Here is a 14,437-nt window from a genome sequence, read left to right on the forward strand (position 1 = left end):
TTAAGCCGCGATAAAGAGTGCAGGCCGGGCAGGCAGCCCGGCACGCGGCGCGGCAAATTTTTCGCGCCGCAGCGGAAACGAATTCTTGCCGCCGGTATCGAAGTGCGGGCGGCGTGTGAAAGACAGACTCAAGGAGCGAATGATGGCGGCAATTACCGCAAGCATGGTTGCAGAACTGCGCGCGAAGACCGACGCGCCGATGATGGAATGCAAGAAGGCCCTGACGGAAGCCGAAGGCGACATGGCCCGTGCTGAAGAACTGCTGCGCGTGAAGCTCGGCAACAAGGCCAGCAAGGCAGCATCGCGTGTGACGGCTGAAGGCGTGATCGCTTCGTTCATCGGCGGCAACGCAGGCGCGATCGTCGAGCTGAACTGCGAAACCGACTTCGTTTCGAAGAACGACGACTTCCTCGCTTTCTCGAACACCGTTGCCCAGCTGGTCGCAACGCAGAACCCGGCTGACGTCGCCGCCCTGTCGGCGCTGCCGCTGGAAGGTTCGACGGTCGACGCAGTGCGCCTCGCGCTGGTCGGCAAGATCGGTGAAAACCTGTCGATCCGCCGTTTCGTGCGTTTCGAAACGCCCAACAAGCTGGCGGCGTACCTGCACGGCACGCGTATCGGCGTGCTGGTCGAGTACACGGGCGCGGAAGAGCAGGTCGGCAAGGACGTCGCGATGCACATCGCCGCGATGAAGCCGGTCTCGCTGTCGTCGGACGAAGTGCCGGCTGACCTGATCGCCAAGGAACGCAGCATTGCTGAACAGAAGGCCGCCGAATCGGGCAAGCCGGCTGAAATCGTCGCGAAGATGGTCGATGGCAGCGTCCAGAAGTATCTGAAGGAGGTGTCGCTGCTGAACCAGCCGTTCGTCAAGAACGACAAGCAGACGATCGAACAGATGCTGAAGGCCGCGAACACGAGCGTGCAGAAGTTCGCACTGTTCGTCGTCGGCGAAGGCATCGAGAAGAAACAGGACGACTTCGCTGCTGAAGTGGCCGCGCAGGTCGCTGCTGCAAAGCAGCAATAAGCGGTCTCGCAGTATCGTTTGACCCGCGGCGGGGCAAGATCCTGCTGCGGCCGGCAGTGCCACGCGGTCAGACGCGGGCTGTAACGCGGGTTGATTCCCGCGCTACAGCCGCCCGGGCCGGGCCTTCGGGTCCGATAATCTGGCGGCGCTTGCCCGAATCAGCATTTCACCCCTACAGTTCCATGTTGTCGTCGTCCTCTTCAGCGCGATCCGGATATCTCTATGCCCACTGCCTATAAACGCGTCCTCCTCAAACTCTCCGGCGAAGCTCTCATGGGCGACGATGCATTCGGCATCAACCGCCTGACGATCGAAAGAATGGTGGCGGACGTGGCCGAGGTCGTGCAGCTCGGCACGCAGCTGGCGGTAGTGATTGGCGGTGGCAATATTTTCCGGGGCGTCGCGGGCGGCGCGGCCGGCATGGACCGTGCGACGGCCGATTACATGGGGATGCTTGCCACGATGATGAACGCGCTGGCGCTGCAGGACGCAATGCGCCACGCCGGTATCGAGGCGCGCGTGCAGTCCGCGCTGCGCATGGACCAGGTCGTCGAGCCGTACATCCGCCCGCGCGCCATCCGGCAGCTGGAAGAGGGCAAGGTCGTGATTTTCGCGGCCGGCACGGGCAACCCGTTCTTCACGACGGATACAGCCGCCGCGCTGCGCGGCTCGGAAATTGGCGCGGAAGTCGTGCTGAAGGCCACGAAGGTCGATGGCGTCTACTCGGCCGATCCGAAAAAGGATGCGTCCGCGACGCGCTATACCACGATCAGCTTCGACGAGGCGATCGGCCGCAATCTGCAGGTCATGGACGCGACCGCGTTTGCGCTGTGCCGCGACCAGAAGCTGCCGATCCGCGTGTTTTCGATCGTCAAGCCGGGCGCGCTCAAGCGCATCGTACAGGGCGAGGACGAAGGCACGCTCGTCCACGTGTAAACTCCCTTCCACGTAAAGTGGGCTGAACGCGGGCCCAGGTCGCCGCTCATGCGTGCTGGCCGGCCTGCACCGATTTAAAGGTTCGGAGGTTTAATCATGTCTGTGGCTGACATCAAGAAGGGCGCTGACCAGAAAATGCAGCGTACGATCGAAGCGTTCAAGAACGATCTGTCGAAAATCCGCACGGGCCGCGCCCATACGGGGCTGCTGGACCACATTCAGGTCGATTACTACGGCTCGCCGGTGCCGATCTCGCAGGTCGCGAACCTGACGCTGATCGACGCACGCACGATTGGCGTGCAGCCGTGGGAAAAGAAGATGGTGCAGGTCGTCGAGAAGGCGATCCGCGAATCGGATCTTGGTCTGAACCCGGCGACGCAGGGCGACGTGATCCGCGTGCCGATGCCCGCGCTGACCGAAGAGCGTCGCCGCGAGCTGACGAAGGTCGTGAAGAGCGAGGCCGAAACGGCCAAAATCGCGGTGCGCAACCTGCGCCGCGACGCGAACGAGCAGCTGAAGAAGCTCGTGAAAGACAAGGAAATCTCCGAAGACGACGAGCGTCGTGCCGGTGACGACGTCCAGAAGCTGACGGACCGGTTCGTCGCGGAAATCGACAAGCTCGTGACGACCAAGGAAGCCGAAATCATGACGGTGTAAAACCGTCCGGCTCCAGCATCTTCACGGTTTCACTTTTTTTTGCAGTCTTTGTCCCGACGGCCATGACCTATACCAGCTCTACCGTTCGCGTGCCTGATGTCGCGGCGGTGCCGCGACATATCGCGATCATCATGGACGGCAATGGCCGTTGGGCGACGCAGCGCCGGCTGCCGCGCGTGGCGGGCCATACCCGTGGCGTCGACGCGGTGCGGGCTACCGTCGAGGCGTGTGCCCGCCGCGGCGTCGAATATCTGACACTGTTCGCGTTCAGCTCCGAAAACTGGCGTCGTCCGAACGACGAAGTGTCATTCCTGATGCGCCTTTTCGTGACCGCGCTGGAGCGCGAAATCGGCAAGCTGCACGCGAACGGCATCCGTCTGCGCGTGGTCGGCGACCTCACGATGTTCGATACGCGCATTCAGGACCTGATCCGTCGCGCGGAGACGAAAACCGCGCGCAATACCCGCCTTACGCTGACCATCGCCGCCAATTACGGCGGGCGCTGGGACATCATGCAGGCCACCCGCGCGCTGGTCGAGCAGTCGGTCGCGGCGGGTCGCCCCGTCGAGGTGACCGAAGAAGCCTTCGCCGAACATCTCGCGATGGCCTACGCGCCCGAACCGGATCTCTTCATCCGTACCGGCGGCGAGCAGCGCATCAGCAATTTCCTGCTGTGGCAGCTCGCGTACACCGAGTTCTATTTCACCGATACCTTCTGGCCGGATTTCGACGCCGACGCGCTCGGTCACGCCATCGAATCCTATACGGAGCGCGAGCGCCGCTTCGGCCGCACGAGCGCGCAGCTCGAACCGCAATCGCAGAACGTCGATTCGCTTCCATGCTAAAAACCCGTGTCATCACGGCGCTCGTCCTGCTGGCTGTCTTTCTGCCGGTCACCTTCTTTGCGCCGGTGGGCGCGTTTGGCGCGCTGATCGCGTTCGTCGTCGTTTTCGCCGCCTGGGAATGGGCGCGCCTCCTGAAGCTGGGCGGCGCCGGCCCGGTCGTTTATGCGCTGATCGCCGCCGTGGCGCTCGTTGCGAGCACGAAGCTCGGCACGGGCGTCGACGAGCCCCGGCCGCTCTTCCAGGCGGCGTCGGTTTTCTGGGTGCTCGTCGGGCCGTTCGTCCTGCTGCGCAAGCCGATGCTCGCACAGGGCGCCTGGCGGGGTTTCCTGCTGGTCGCGGGCCTGCTGGTGTTCGTCGCCTGCTGGCATGCGCTCGTGGCGGCCCGCATGGCCGGCGTGCCGTTCGTGCTCTCCCTGCTGCTAGTGGTATGGCTGGCCGATATCGGCGCATACTTCTCAGGCAAGGCATTCGGCAGGCATAAACTCGCACCTGCCATCAGCCCGGGCAAGACCTGGGAAGGCGCGCTGGGCGGCTGGGTTGCCGTACTGGCCGTGGCTATCGCGGCCGTCGCCGTCCATGCGTTCGAGCCGACCCTGTATTCGGCGCTGCTGGAGCGCCATGGCGCCCTGCGGGCGCTCATTGCGCTGACCGTGCTGGTGATATTCAGCGTCGTCGGCGACCTGTTCGAGTCGATGCTGAAGCGCCAGGCTGGCGTGAAGGATTCCAGTGGCCTGCTGCCGGGACACGGCGGCGTCCTCGACCGTATCGACGCGTTATTGCCGGTGCTGCCGCTTGCGATGCTGCTGCTCGGCTAGAGAAAGAGACATGCAAAAACGATTAACTCTGCTCGGTTCAACGGGCTCGATTGGAGACAGCACGCTCGACGTCGTTGCGCGTCATCCCGAGCGTTTCTCTGTCTACGCGCTGACCGCACACCGTAACGGCGACAAGCTCGTCGAGCAGTGTCTGCGATTTTCGCCCGAAGTGGCCGTCGTCGGCGATGCGGCAACGGCCGCGCAGGTCGCGACGAAGCTGCGCGAGGCCGGCTGCAAGACCGAAGTCACATACGGCCCGCAGGCGCTCGTCGACGTGTCGAAGAGCGAGGGCTGCGACACGGTGGTTGCCGCAATCGTCGGCGCGGCGGGTCTCGCGCCAGGTCTGGCCGCCGCGCGCGCCGGCAAGCGCATCCTGCTTGCCAACAAGGAAGCGCTGGTGATGTCGGGCGCGATCTTCATGGACGCGGTGCGCGACAACGGCGCGATCCTGCTGCCTGTCGACAGCGAACACAACGCGGTTTTCCAGTGCCTGCCGCGTGAAGCGGCGCTGCACGGCGGCGTGTCGAAGATCATCCTGACTGCGTCGGGCGGCCCGTTCCGCACACGCGAACCGTCGACGCTCGTCGACGTCACACCCGACGAAGCCTGCGCGCATCCGAACTGGGTGATGGGTCGAAAGATTTCAGTCGACTCGGCGACGATGATGAACAAGGGCCTCGAAGTCATCGAGGCGCACTGGCTCTTCAATCTGCCGGGCGAACGTATCGAAGTGCTGATTCACCCGCAAAGCGTGATCCATTCGATGGTGTCGTACGCGGACGGCTCGGTGCTCGCGCAACTCGGCAATCCCGATATGCGCACGCCGATCGCGCATGCGCTGGCGTTCCCGGATCGCGTCGATTCCGGCGTCGCGCAACTCGATCTCGCGCAGGTCGCGTCGCTGTCGTTCGAGCGGCCGGATTACACGCGCTTCCCGTGCCTCGCGCTTGCCACGAAGGCGCTGGCTGAAGGCGGCATCGCGAGTGCGGCGCTGAACGCCGCGAACGAGGTCGCGGTCGACGCGTTCCTGTCGCGACGGATCGGTTTCATGGCCATTGCGCAGGTGGTCGATGCCGTGCTGAACGGGTTGTCGAACCGCAGCGCCGCCGCCCTCGAAGACGTGATCGAAGCCGACGCCGCCGCGCGCCGCGCCGCCACGGCCTTTATCGACCGGCTGCCCGCGGGCGTCCATCCGGAACGCGCCGTCCAGTGAGGCGTTCATGAATGTGCTGATCGAACTGGTCGCTTTCGCCGTTGCGATTGGCGTGCTCGTTGTCGTGCACGAATACGGCCATTACAGCGTCGCGCGTCTGTGCGGCGTGAAGGTGCTGCGGTTTTCGATCGGCTTCGGCAAACCGCTTGTTCAGTGGGTCAGCAAAAAGACCGGCACCGAGTGGACGATCGCCGCGCTGCCGCTGGGCGGCTATGTGAAGATGCTCGACGAGCGTGAAGAAGGCACCACGATCCCGGCCGGGGAACTGCCGTACGCGTTCAACCGGCAGTCCGTCGCGAAACGGTTTGCGATTGTCGTGGCCGGTCCCGTCGCGAATTTCCTGCTGGCGATCGTGCTGTTCGCGGTGGTGTTTGCGAGCGGCGTGACTGAGCCCGCGGCGATCGTCGCGGCGCCCGCGGCGAACACGCTGGCCGCGCGTGCGGGTTTCGACGGCGGCGAAACGGTCGTATCGATTCGCGACGAAAACGGCGGCGAGACCGATCCGGTCCGCTCGTGGTCCGATTTGCGCTGGAAGCTGCTGGGTGCCGCGTTCGATCACCGGCGCGTCGTGCTGGGCGCGAAGGATGGGCGCGGCACGTTCGATTTCGCGCTGGATCTGCGGGACTTTGCCGATCGCGACGTCGACGACGATTTCATGACCCGTCTTGGCTTCGAGCCGGGCGGCGGCACGCTGACGGTGGCGAGTGTCGAACCGGGCAGCGCGGCGCAGAAAGCAGGTCTTGCGGCAGGCGACACGGTTCGCGCAGCCGACGGTCATCCGGTCGGCAGCGCGACAGCTTTCATCGCTTACGTCAAGGCCCATGCGGGCAAGTCGATCACGTTGCAGATCGAGCGCGGCGCGCAGGGCAGCCAGACGGGCGTGCAGCGCGATCTGAGCGTCGTGCCGGTACTGACTCGCGACGACGCCACCGGCCAGAACATCGGCCGCATTGGCGCGGCGCTCGCGACGCAGGTGCCGTCCGTCGATGTGCGTTACGGGCCGCTCGAGAGCGTTCAGATGGGCGCGCACCGCACGTGGGACATCGCGGTGTACTCGCTTCGCATGTTCGGAAGGATGATCACCGGCGAGGCGTCGCTGAAGAATCTGTCCGGTCCCGTGACGATCGCCGACTACGCGGGAAAGAGCGCACGCCTTGGTCCGTCTGCGTTTTTGTCGTTCCTCGCGCTCGTCAGTATCAGTCTCGGTGTGTTAAACCTCTTACCAATTCCGGTATTGGACGGGGGTCATCTGTTATATTATTTGGTTGAAGCTGTAACCGGCAAAGCCGTATCTGATCGCTGGCAGCTTGTTCTGCAGAGAGCGGGGCTGGTTTGCATCGTCGCACTGTCGGCGATCGCGCTCTTCAACGATCTTGCTCGTTTAATCCATTTTTAAAGTGTCTGGTGGCGTTCACGATGGCGACCGCCCGACCTGATGCAGCTATACATACTGGGGAAGCACGTTGTTTAAACCTCATCGCTTTGTTCCAAAGACAGTTGTAGCCGCGGCATTTGCCGCGCATGGGCTGGTGGCTCACGCGACGACACCTTTCGTGGTGCAGGACATTCGGATCGAGGGGTTGCAGCGCGTCGAACCCGGTACCGTGTTTTCGTATCTGCCGATCAAGCAGGGCGATACGTTCAATGACGACAAGGCGTCCGAAGCCATCCGGGCGCTCTACGCAACGGGCTTCTTCAACGACGTGAAGATCGCCACCGAAGGCAACGTCGTCATCGTGCAGGTAATCGAACGGCCGGCCATCGGCACGATCGATTTCTCCGGTATTCACGAATTCGAAAAAGACAACCTGGCGAAGGCGCTGCGTGCCGTCGGGCTGTCGCAAGGCCGTTACTACGACAAGGCGCTCGTCGACAAGGCCGAGCAGGAACTGAAGCGCCAGTACCTGACGCGCGGCTTCTACGCCGCCGAAGTCACCACGACCATCACGCCGATCGACCGCAACCGCGTCGCAGTGCTGTTCTCGGTCGTCGAAGGTCCGAGCGCCAAGATCCGCCAGATCAACTTCATCGGCAACAAGGCGTTCAGCACCGGCACGCTGCGCGATGAAATGCAGCTGTCCACGCCGAACTGGTTCTCGTGGTACACGAAGAACGACCTGTACGCGAAGGAAAAGCTCACGGGCGACCTCGAAAACGTCCGCTCGTATTACCTGAATCGCGGCTACCTCGAGTTCAGCATCGAGTCGACCCAGGTGTCGATCTCGCCGGACAAGAAGGACATGTACCTGACGGTCGCGCTGCACGAAGGCGAGCCGTACACGATCTCGAGCATCAAGCTCGCGGGCAATCTGCTGGATCGCGAAGCCGAGCTCAACAAGCTGATCAAGATCAAGGCCGGCGACCGTTTTTCGGCGGAAAAGCTGCAGGCCACAACAAAGGCGATCGTCGACAAGCTCGGCGAATACGGCTACGCGTTCGCCACAGTGAACGCGCTGCCGCAGATCGACCAGGAACATCACAAGGTCGACCTCACGCTGCAGGTCGATCCGAGCCGCCGCGTGTATGTGCGCCGGATCAACGTCGTGGGTAACACGCGTACGCGTGACGAAGTCGTGCGCCGCGAAATGCGCCAGCTCGAAAGCTCGTGGTTCGATTCGAACCGCCTCGCGCTGTCGAAAGACCGTATCAACCGTCTTGGCTACTTCACCGATGTGGACGTCACGACAACGCCGGTGGAAGGCACGCCCGACCAGGTGGACGTCGACGTCAAAGTGGCCGAAAAGCCGACCGGTGCGATCACGCTGGGCGCGGGTTTCTCGTCGACCGACAAGGTCGTGCTGTCGGCCGGTGTGTCGCAGGACAACGTGTTCGGTTCGGGTACGAGTCTCTCGGTCAACGTGAACACGGCAAAAACATACCGCACGTTGACGGTCACGCAGGTCGACCCGTACTTCACGGTCGATGGCATCAAGCGCATTACCGACGTCTACTACCGTACGTACGAGCCGCTGTATTACTCGACGGATTCAAGCTTCAAGATCGTCACGATGGGCGGCGACCTGAAGTTCGGTATCCCGTTCTCGGAACTGGATACGGTCTACTTCGGCGCGGGCCTCGAACAGAATACGCTCGACGTCGATGCGAACACGCCGGCGTCATATCAACAGTACGTTAACGATTTCGGTCGCGTATCGAACAACGTACCGCTCACTGTTGGCTGGTCACGCGATGCGCGCGATAGCGCGCTTGTCCCGAGCCGCGGCTACTTCACGCAGGCCAACGCCGAGTACGGCACGCCGGTCGGCGGCACGCAGTATTACAAGGCCGACCTCCAGGCGCAGTACTATTATTCGTTCTCGCGTGGCTTCGTGCTGGGCCTCAACTTCCAGGGCGGCTATGGTAACGGTCTCGGCGGCAAGCCATACCCGATTTTCAAGAACTACTACGCGGGCGGTATCGGCTCGGTGCGGGGTTATGAACCGAGTTCGCTGGGTCCGCGCGACAAGACGACGGGCGACCCGATCGGCGGTTCGAAGATGGTGGTCGGCAACATCGAGTTGACGTTCCCGCTGCCGGGCACCGGTTACGATCGTACGCTGCGCGTGTTCACGTTCCTCGACGGTGGTAACGTCTGGGCGGACGCGAGCAACGCGGCCAACTCGAATGGCGCGAACGGCCTGCGCTACGGCTACGGCGTGGGTCTCGCGTGGATCTCGCCGATCGGACCGCTCAAGCTGAGCCTGGGTTTCCCGCTGCAGAAGCATGAAGGCGACCAGTACCAGAAATTCCAGTTCCAGATCGGGACGGCGTTCTGATCGCGCGGGCGAGGCGCAGCTCCGGATTATCTACAGTATCGAGAGGATGACTTTGCTAACCGGTATGTTTTCGAAACGTGTGATGTGCGCCATGGCGCTGGTCATGACGCTGGGCGTGAGCGCCGTGGCGCACGCGCAGGAAGCAAGGATCGCGGCGGTCAATTCCGACCGTATCCTGCGCGAATCCACGGCTGCAAAGGCGGCGCAGGTCAAGCTCGAGGCCGAGTTCGCGAAGCGCGACAAGGACCTGCAGGATATGGCGGCACGTCTGAAGTCGATGTCCGATTCGCTCGACAAGAACGGTTCGTCGCTGTCGCCGGCGGATCGTGCGCAGAAGCAGCGTGACCTGTCGCAGCTCGACACGGATTTCCAGCGCAAGCAGCGCGAATTCCGTGAAGACCTGAACCAGCGTCGTAACGAGGAACTGGCGGCGGTGCTGGATCGCGCGAACAAGGTGATCAAACAGATCGCCGAGGCGCAACATTACGACCTGATCGTGCAGGAAGCGGTGTATGTGAGTCCGCGTATCGACATTACGGATCAGGTGCTGAAGGCGCTGGCCGCGTCCTCCAACGGAAACTGAACAGCAGGAGCAGTCCACGCATGGGATTTACGCTCGAGGATATCGCCCGGCAGTTCGGCGGCAAGGTAGTTGGCGACCCGGCGCATTGCGTCGGCAGCCTTGCGCCGCTCGATCAGGCTGGTCCGGAACAGCTGGCGTTCCTCGCGAACCCGAAGTATCTGTCGCAGGTCGAGACGACCCGCGCGGGCGCCGTGCTGATCAACGCCGAAGATCTCGCGAAACTCGCGCCCGGTTCGAGCCGTAACTTCATCGTCACGCCCAACCCGTACGCTTACTTCGCGCGCATCGCCCAGGCGTTCATCGACCTCGCCGCGCCGAAGCGCGCGCCGGGTGTCCACGCCAGCGCCACGATCGATCCTTCGGCGAAAGTCGCGGCGAGCGCCGTGATCGGCCCGAACGTGACGGTGGAAGCGGGGGCCGTCATCGGCGAAAACGTACAGATCGACGCCAATGTCGTGATTGGCCGCGGTACGCAGGTCGGCGACGGCGCTCATCTGTACCCGAACGTATCGGTCTACCATGGCTGCCGGATCGGCCCGCGCGTCATCATTCATGCCGGTGCCGTGATCGGCTCGGACGGTTTTGGCTTTGCCCCTGATTTCACCGGCGACGGCGACGCCCGCACGGGCAGCTGGGTGAAGATTCCGCAGGTCGGCGGTGTGTCGATCGGGTCGGACGTCGAGATTGGCGCGAACACGACGATCGATCGCGGCGCGATGGCCGATACGATCATCGAAGAATGCGTAAAGATCGACAATCTCGTCCAGATCGGCCATAACTGCAAGGTGGGCGCGTATACGGTCATCGCGGGCTGCGCCGGCATCGCGGGCAGCACGACGATCGGGCGCCATTGCATGATCGGTGGCGCGGTCGGTATTGCCGGCCATGTGACGCTGGTCGACCATGTCATCGTCACGGCGAAGTCGGGCGTATCGAAATCGTTGCTGAAGCCAGGCATGTACACGAGTGCGTTTCCGGCCGTCGATCATGCTTCGTGGAACAAGAGTGCCGCACTGCTGCGCAATATCGACAAGCTGCGCGAGCGCATCAAGGCGCTGGAAGCGGGCGCGGGCGCAGCGGCAGGCGAGAAGGCGTAACAGTATCCCGATTCGCTACAGGGACCGCATGACGCGGGGCACGGGTGGAAACGCCCGTGCAGCACGAAGCACACAAGCAACACAGAGCACGAGCACGGCGTAAGCGCTGTTGTCGTGACCGGCCGGCGGGAGACGCAGTCTGGTTACATGAAACGACAGCCGCACGCGTTATCAACCTGCCTGCGCAAGCATCCGCAGTCATCATCGCGCCATCCACGCGTGAGCAGAAACACCATGAACACCGAAAAAATCAATCTCGACATTCACAAGATTCTCACGCTGCTGCCGCATCGCTATCCGATCCTGCTCGTCGACCGGGTGCTCGAACTCGAGCCGCACAAGAGCATCAAGGCGCTGAAGAACGTGACGATCAACGAGCCGTATTTCACAGGCCACTTCCCGAAGCGCCCGGTCATGCCAGGCGTGCTGATCCTGGAAGCGCTCGCCCAGACGGCCGCGCTGCTGACGTTCGCGGAAGAGCCGCACGATCCGGACAACACGCTGTATCTGTTCGTCGGTATCGATAACGCGCGCTTCAAGCGTGTGGTCGAACCGGGCGACCAGTTGATCCTGAACGCCACGTTCGAGCGCCACATGCGCGGCATCTGGAAGTTCAAGGCGCGCGCCGAGGTGGATGGCCAGGTGGCGGCGGAAGCCGACCTGATGTGCGCGGTCCGCACCACGGACGACGGCCAGTAAGCGGTCGCGCAGCATCCAGACAACGCAACGAATCACAAGCGAGGGCGCATGAGCAGGATTCATCCTACTGCGATCATCGAGCCGGGCGCGCAGCTCGACGAGTCAGTCGAAATCGGGCCCTATGCGGTCGTCGGCGCGCACGTCACGATCGGCGCGCGGACCACGGTCGGGTCGCACAGTGTGATCGAGGGCTACACCACGATCGGTGAAGATAATCGCATCGGTCATTACGCATCGGTGGGTGGCCGTCCGCAGGACATGAAGTACAAGGACGAACCGACAAAGCTCGAGATCGGCAATCGCAACATGATCCGCGAGTTCACGACGATCCACACCGGCACGGTGCAGGACACGGGAACCACGTCGCTAGGCGACGACAACTGGATCATGGCGTACGTCCACATCGGCCACGATTGCCGCGTGGGCAGCAACGTCATCCTGTCGAGCAATGCACAGATGGCCGGCCACGTGACGATCGGCGACCACGCGATCATCGGCGGCATGTCGGGCGTGCATCAGTTCGTGCGCATCGGCGCGCATTCGATGCTCGGCGGCGCTTCGGCGCTCGTGCAGGACATTCCGCCGTTCGTGATCGCGGCCGGCAACAAGGCGGAGCCGCACGGCATCAACGTCGAAGGGCTGCGTCGTCGCGGCTTTTCCGCCGATGCGATCTCGGCGCTGCGTACAGCCTATCGCGTGCTGTACAAGAACGGTCTTTCGCTCGAAGAGGCGAAGGTCCAGTTGCGCGAACTCGCCATCGCCGGCGGCGACGGCGATGCTCCGGTGCAGGCGCTGGTGGCCTTCGTCGAAGCGTCGCAACGCGGCATCATCCGCTAGCCGATGGCGCTTCAACCCCGCCCGCTGCGGCTTGCAATGGTGACCGGCGAGCCGTCGGGCGATCTGCTCGCGGCATCGCTGCTCGACGGCCTGTCGGCACGCCTGCCCGAATCGACGCAGTATTACGGCATTGGCGGCCCGCGCATGATCGCGACGGGCTTCGACGCGCACTGGCCGATGGAAAAGCTGACAGTGCGCGGCTATGTCGAAGCGCTCCGGCATATTCCCGAGATTCTCGGCATTCGCAACGACCTGAAGCGCCAGTTGCTGGCCGATCCGCCCGATGCATTCATCGGTGTCGATGCACCCGATTTCAACTTTGGGCTCGAGCATCCGCTGCGTGACGCGGGCATTCCGACCATCCATTTCGTGTGCCCGTCGATCTGGGCGTGGCGTGGCGGCCGGATCAAAAAGATCGCGAAAGCGGTCGACCACATGCTGTGCGTGTTCCCGTTCGAGACGGCGCTGCTTGAAAAAGCGGGCGTGGCTGCGTCGTACGTGGGCCATCCGCTCGCGGACGAGATTCCGCTCGTGCCCGACACGCTGGGCGCGCGTCGCACGCTGGGTCTGGCGGAAAGCGGGCCGGTGATCGCCGTGCTGCCGGGCAGCCGGCGCTCGGAAATCGCCCTGATCGGGCCGACGTTCTTCGACGCGATGGAACTGATGCAGCAGCGCGAGCCCGGCGTGCGCTTCGTGATGCCGGCGGCGACGCCGGCGCTGCGCGAACTGCTGAAGCCGCTTGTCGACGCCCATCCGGGTCTTGCCTTGACGATCACCGACGGCCAGTCGCAGACTGCGATGACCGCCGCCGACGCGATTCTCGTCAAAAGCGGCACGGTGACACTGGAAGCCGCGCTGCTCAAGAAGCCGATGGTAATCTCATACAAGGTGCCCTGGCTGACGGGCCAGATCATGCGGCGGCAGGGTTATCTGCCGTACGTCGGCTTGCCGAACATTCTGGCGGGGCGTTTCGTGGTGCCGGAGATTCTCCAGCATTTCGCGACGCCTGAAGCGCTAGCCGACGCCACGCTGACGCAACTGAACGACGAAGCCAATCGCCGTACGCTCACGGAAATTTTCACGGGAATGCATCACGTGCTGAAGCAGAACACGGCCCGGCGCGCCGCGGAAGTGGTGACGGGCATCATCGAAACCCACAAGGAGCGGCGGTGACAGGCGCGCGCTCACCGCGCCGGAAGCCGGTTGCGGGCGGCTCCGCGGCGGCGTTCCAGACCGGGTTGAACTTCGATTCGGACGTCGAGATCATATGCGGCGTCGATGAAGCCGGCCGGGGTCCGCTGGCCGGCCCCGTGATGGCCGCGGCGGTGATTTTCGATCCGGCGAAGCCGATGATCCGCGGTCTCGACGATTCGAAAGCACTCACGGCAAAAAAGCGCGAGGAGCTGTACGACAGGATCGTCGATCGCGCGCTGGCGTTCTGCATCGCGTCGGCTTCGGTCGAGGAAATCGATTCGATCAACATCCTGCACGCCACCATGCTCGCGATGAAGCGCGCCGTCGAAGGGCTGGCTGTCACGCCGACGCTCGTCAAGATCGATGGCAATCGCTGTCCGGTACTGAGCGTGCGCAGCGAGGCGATCATCGGCGGCGACGCGCTGGTGAAGAGCATCTCGGCTGCGTCGATTCTGGCGAAAGTCAGCCGTGACCGCCTGTTGCTCGACTTGCATCAGGTCTATCCTGTGTACGGCTTCGACGCGCATTCGGGCTATGGCACGCCACAGCATCTGGCCGCGCTGCTCGAACACGGTCCGTGCGAACACCATCGGCGCTCGTTTGCGCCGGTGCGCGAGGCGTATGCCCGGCTGGGCCGGCCGGGCAAGGTGCCCGTCGTGTTGCCGTCGTTGCGCGACGACGTCTCCGGTAACGCTTTCGGCGACGGCGTCCCCGCGTTCTGAAAAGGCGCTTCGACTGAAGCGGCGCCCTGACTACCCGAA

The 14,437-nt window shown here is 63.4% G+C and carries 14 protein-coding genes; all 14 read left to right on the forward strand.

The window, feature by feature from the left end; genetic code table 11:
* The first annotated feature begins 142 nt into the window (after positions 1-142).
* A complete protein-coding gene (gene tsf / locus LPA37_RS01300; RefSeq protein ID WP_228977862.1) occupies positions 143-1,024 on the forward strand; it encodes a translation elongation factor Ts in 882 nt (293 codons plus the stop codon).
* A 222-nt stretch (positions 1,025-1,246) separates the two neighbouring features.
* A complete protein-coding gene (pyrH, locus tag LPA37_RS01305) occupies positions 1,247-1,960 on the forward strand; it encodes a UMP kinase (RefSeq protein ID WP_090530669.1) in 714 nt (237 codons plus the stop codon).
* A 96-nt stretch (positions 1,961-2,056) separates the two neighbouring features.
* Positions 2,057-2,617 carry a ribosome recycling factor gene (frr, locus tag LPA37_RS01310; protein WP_228977588.1) on the forward strand — a complete coding sequence of 187 codons (561 nt, stop codon included), beginning with the start codon at positions 2,057-2,059 and terminating at the stop codon, positions 2,615-2,617.
* Between the two features lie 62 nt (positions 2,618-2,679).
* Positions 2,680-3,462, forward strand: coding sequence for a polyprenyl diphosphate synthase (gene uppS / locus LPA37_RS01315; RefSeq protein WP_228977586.1), 783 nt, complete (start codon positions 2,680-2,682; stop codon positions 3,460-3,462).
* Entirely contained in the window at positions 3,456-4,277 is an 822-nt protein-coding gene (locus LPA37_RS01320) for a phosphatidate cytidylyltransferase (RefSeq protein WP_228977583.1), read from the forward strand. The genes uppS and LPA37_RS01320 overlap by 7 nt, the downstream gene beginning before the upstream one ends.
* 10 nt (positions 4,278-4,287) lie before the next feature.
* Positions 4,288-5,490 carry a 1-deoxy-D-xylulose-5-phosphate reductoisomerase gene (locus LPA37_RS01325; RefSeq protein WP_229011110.1) on the forward strand — a complete coding sequence of 401 codons (1,203 nt, stop codon included), beginning with the start codon at positions 4,288-4,290 and terminating at the stop codon, positions 5,488-5,490.
* 7 nt (positions 5,491-5,497) lie between these two features.
* Positions 5,498-6,886 carry an RIP metalloprotease RseP gene (gene rseP, locus LPA37_RS01330; RefSeq protein ID WP_229011112.1) on the forward strand — a complete coding sequence of 463 codons (1,389 nt, stop codon included), beginning with the start codon at positions 5,498-5,500 and terminating at the stop codon, positions 6,884-6,886.
* Between the two features lie 67 nt (positions 6,887-6,953).
* Positions 6,954-9,266, forward strand: a complete 2,313-nt coding sequence (bamA, locus tag LPA37_RS01335) for an outer membrane protein assembly factor BamA (RefSeq protein ID WP_228977578.1) — start codon at positions 6,954-6,956, stop codon at positions 9,264-9,266.
* A gap of 52 nt (positions 9,267-9,318) precedes the next feature.
* Positions 9,319-9,849: an OmpH family outer membrane protein gene (locus LPA37_RS01340; RefSeq protein ID WP_228977860.1), complete on the forward strand. Its 531-nt coding sequence runs from the start codon at positions 9,319-9,321 to the stop codon at positions 9,847-9,849.
* A gap of 20 nt (positions 9,850-9,869) precedes the next feature.
* Positions 9,870-10,946 (forward strand): UDP-3-O-(3-hydroxymyristoyl)glucosamine N-acyltransferase, encoded by a 1,077-nt coding sequence (gene lpxD / locus LPA37_RS01345; RefSeq protein ID WP_228977576.1) that lies wholly within the window; start codon positions 9,870-9,872, stop codon positions 10,944-10,946.
* A 234-nt stretch (positions 10,947-11,180) separates the two neighbouring features.
* Positions 11,181-11,645, forward strand: coding sequence for a 3-hydroxyacyl-ACP dehydratase FabZ (fabZ, locus tag LPA37_RS01350; protein WP_228977574.1), 465 nt, complete (start codon positions 11,181-11,183; stop codon positions 11,643-11,645).
* Between the two features lie 48 nt (positions 11,646-11,693).
* Positions 11,694-12,482, forward strand: a complete 789-nt coding sequence (lpxA, locus tag LPA37_RS01355; RefSeq protein WP_228977571.1) for an acyl-ACP--UDP-N-acetylglucosamine O-acyltransferase — start codon at positions 11,694-11,696, stop codon at positions 12,480-12,482.
* A 3-nt stretch (positions 12,483-12,485) separates the two neighbouring features.
* The gene (gene lpxB / locus LPA37_RS01360) at positions 12,486-13,655 is read left to right on the forward strand and encodes a lipid-A-disaccharide synthase (RefSeq protein WP_229011114.1); all 1,170 of its coding nucleotides are present in this window, start codon (positions 12,486-12,488) and stop codon (positions 13,653-13,655) included.
* Positions 13,652-14,398, forward strand: coding sequence for a ribonuclease HII (gene rnhB, locus LPA37_RS01365; RefSeq protein WP_228977568.1), 747 nt, complete (start codon positions 13,652-13,654; stop codon positions 14,396-14,398). The genes lpxB and rnhB overlap by 4 nt, the downstream gene beginning before the upstream one ends.
* Positions 14,399-14,437: the final 39 nt, after the last annotated feature.

It is taken from the genome of Paraburkholderia gardini (genome assembly GCF_907164545.1).
Taxonomy (GTDB): Bacteria; Pseudomonadota; Gammaproteobacteria; order Burkholderiales; family Burkholderiaceae; genus Paraburkholderia; species Paraburkholderia gardini.

Excerpts from the sequence above, each read along its gene's own strand:
- tsf (WP_228977862.1), top strand. The coding sequence starts at position 143 with ATGGCGGCAATTACCGCAAGCATGGTTGCAGAACTGCGCGCGAAGACC.
- pyrH (WP_090530669.1), top strand. The coding sequence starts at position 1,247 with ATGCCCACTGCCTATAAACGCGTCCTCCTCAAACTCTCCGGCGAAGCT.
- frr (WP_228977588.1), top strand. The coding sequence starts at position 2,057 with ATGTCTGTGGCTGACATCAAGAAGGGCGCTGACCAGAAAATGCAGCGT.
- uppS (WP_228977586.1), top strand. The coding sequence starts at position 2,680 with ATGACCTATACCAGCTCTACCGTTCGCGTGCCTGATGTCGCGGCGGTG.
- LPA37_RS01320 (WP_228977583.1), top strand. The coding sequence starts at position 3,456 with ATGCTAAAAACCCGTGTCATCACGGCGCTCGTCCTGCTGGCTGTCTTT.
- LPA37_RS01325 (WP_229011110.1), top strand. The coding sequence starts at position 4,288 with ATGCAAAAACGATTAACTCTGCTCGGTTCAACGGGCTCGATTGGAGAC.
- rseP (WP_229011112.1), top strand. The coding sequence starts at position 5,498 with ATGAATGTGCTGATCGAACTGGTCGCTTTCGCCGTTGCGATTGGCGTG.
- lpxD (WP_228977576.1), top strand. The coding sequence starts at position 9,870 with ATGGGATTTACGCTCGAGGATATCGCCCGGCAGTTCGGCGGCAAGGTA.
- fabZ (WP_228977574.1), top strand. The coding sequence starts at position 11,181 with ATGAACACCGAAAAAATCAATCTCGACATTCACAAGATTCTCACGCTG.
- lpxA (WP_228977571.1), top strand. The coding sequence starts at position 11,694 with ATGAGCAGGATTCATCCTACTGCGATCATCGAGCCGGGCGCGCAGCTC.
- lpxB (WP_229011114.1), top strand. The coding sequence starts at position 12,486 with ATGGCGCTTCAACCCCGCCCGCTGCGGCTTGCAATGGTGACCGGCGAG.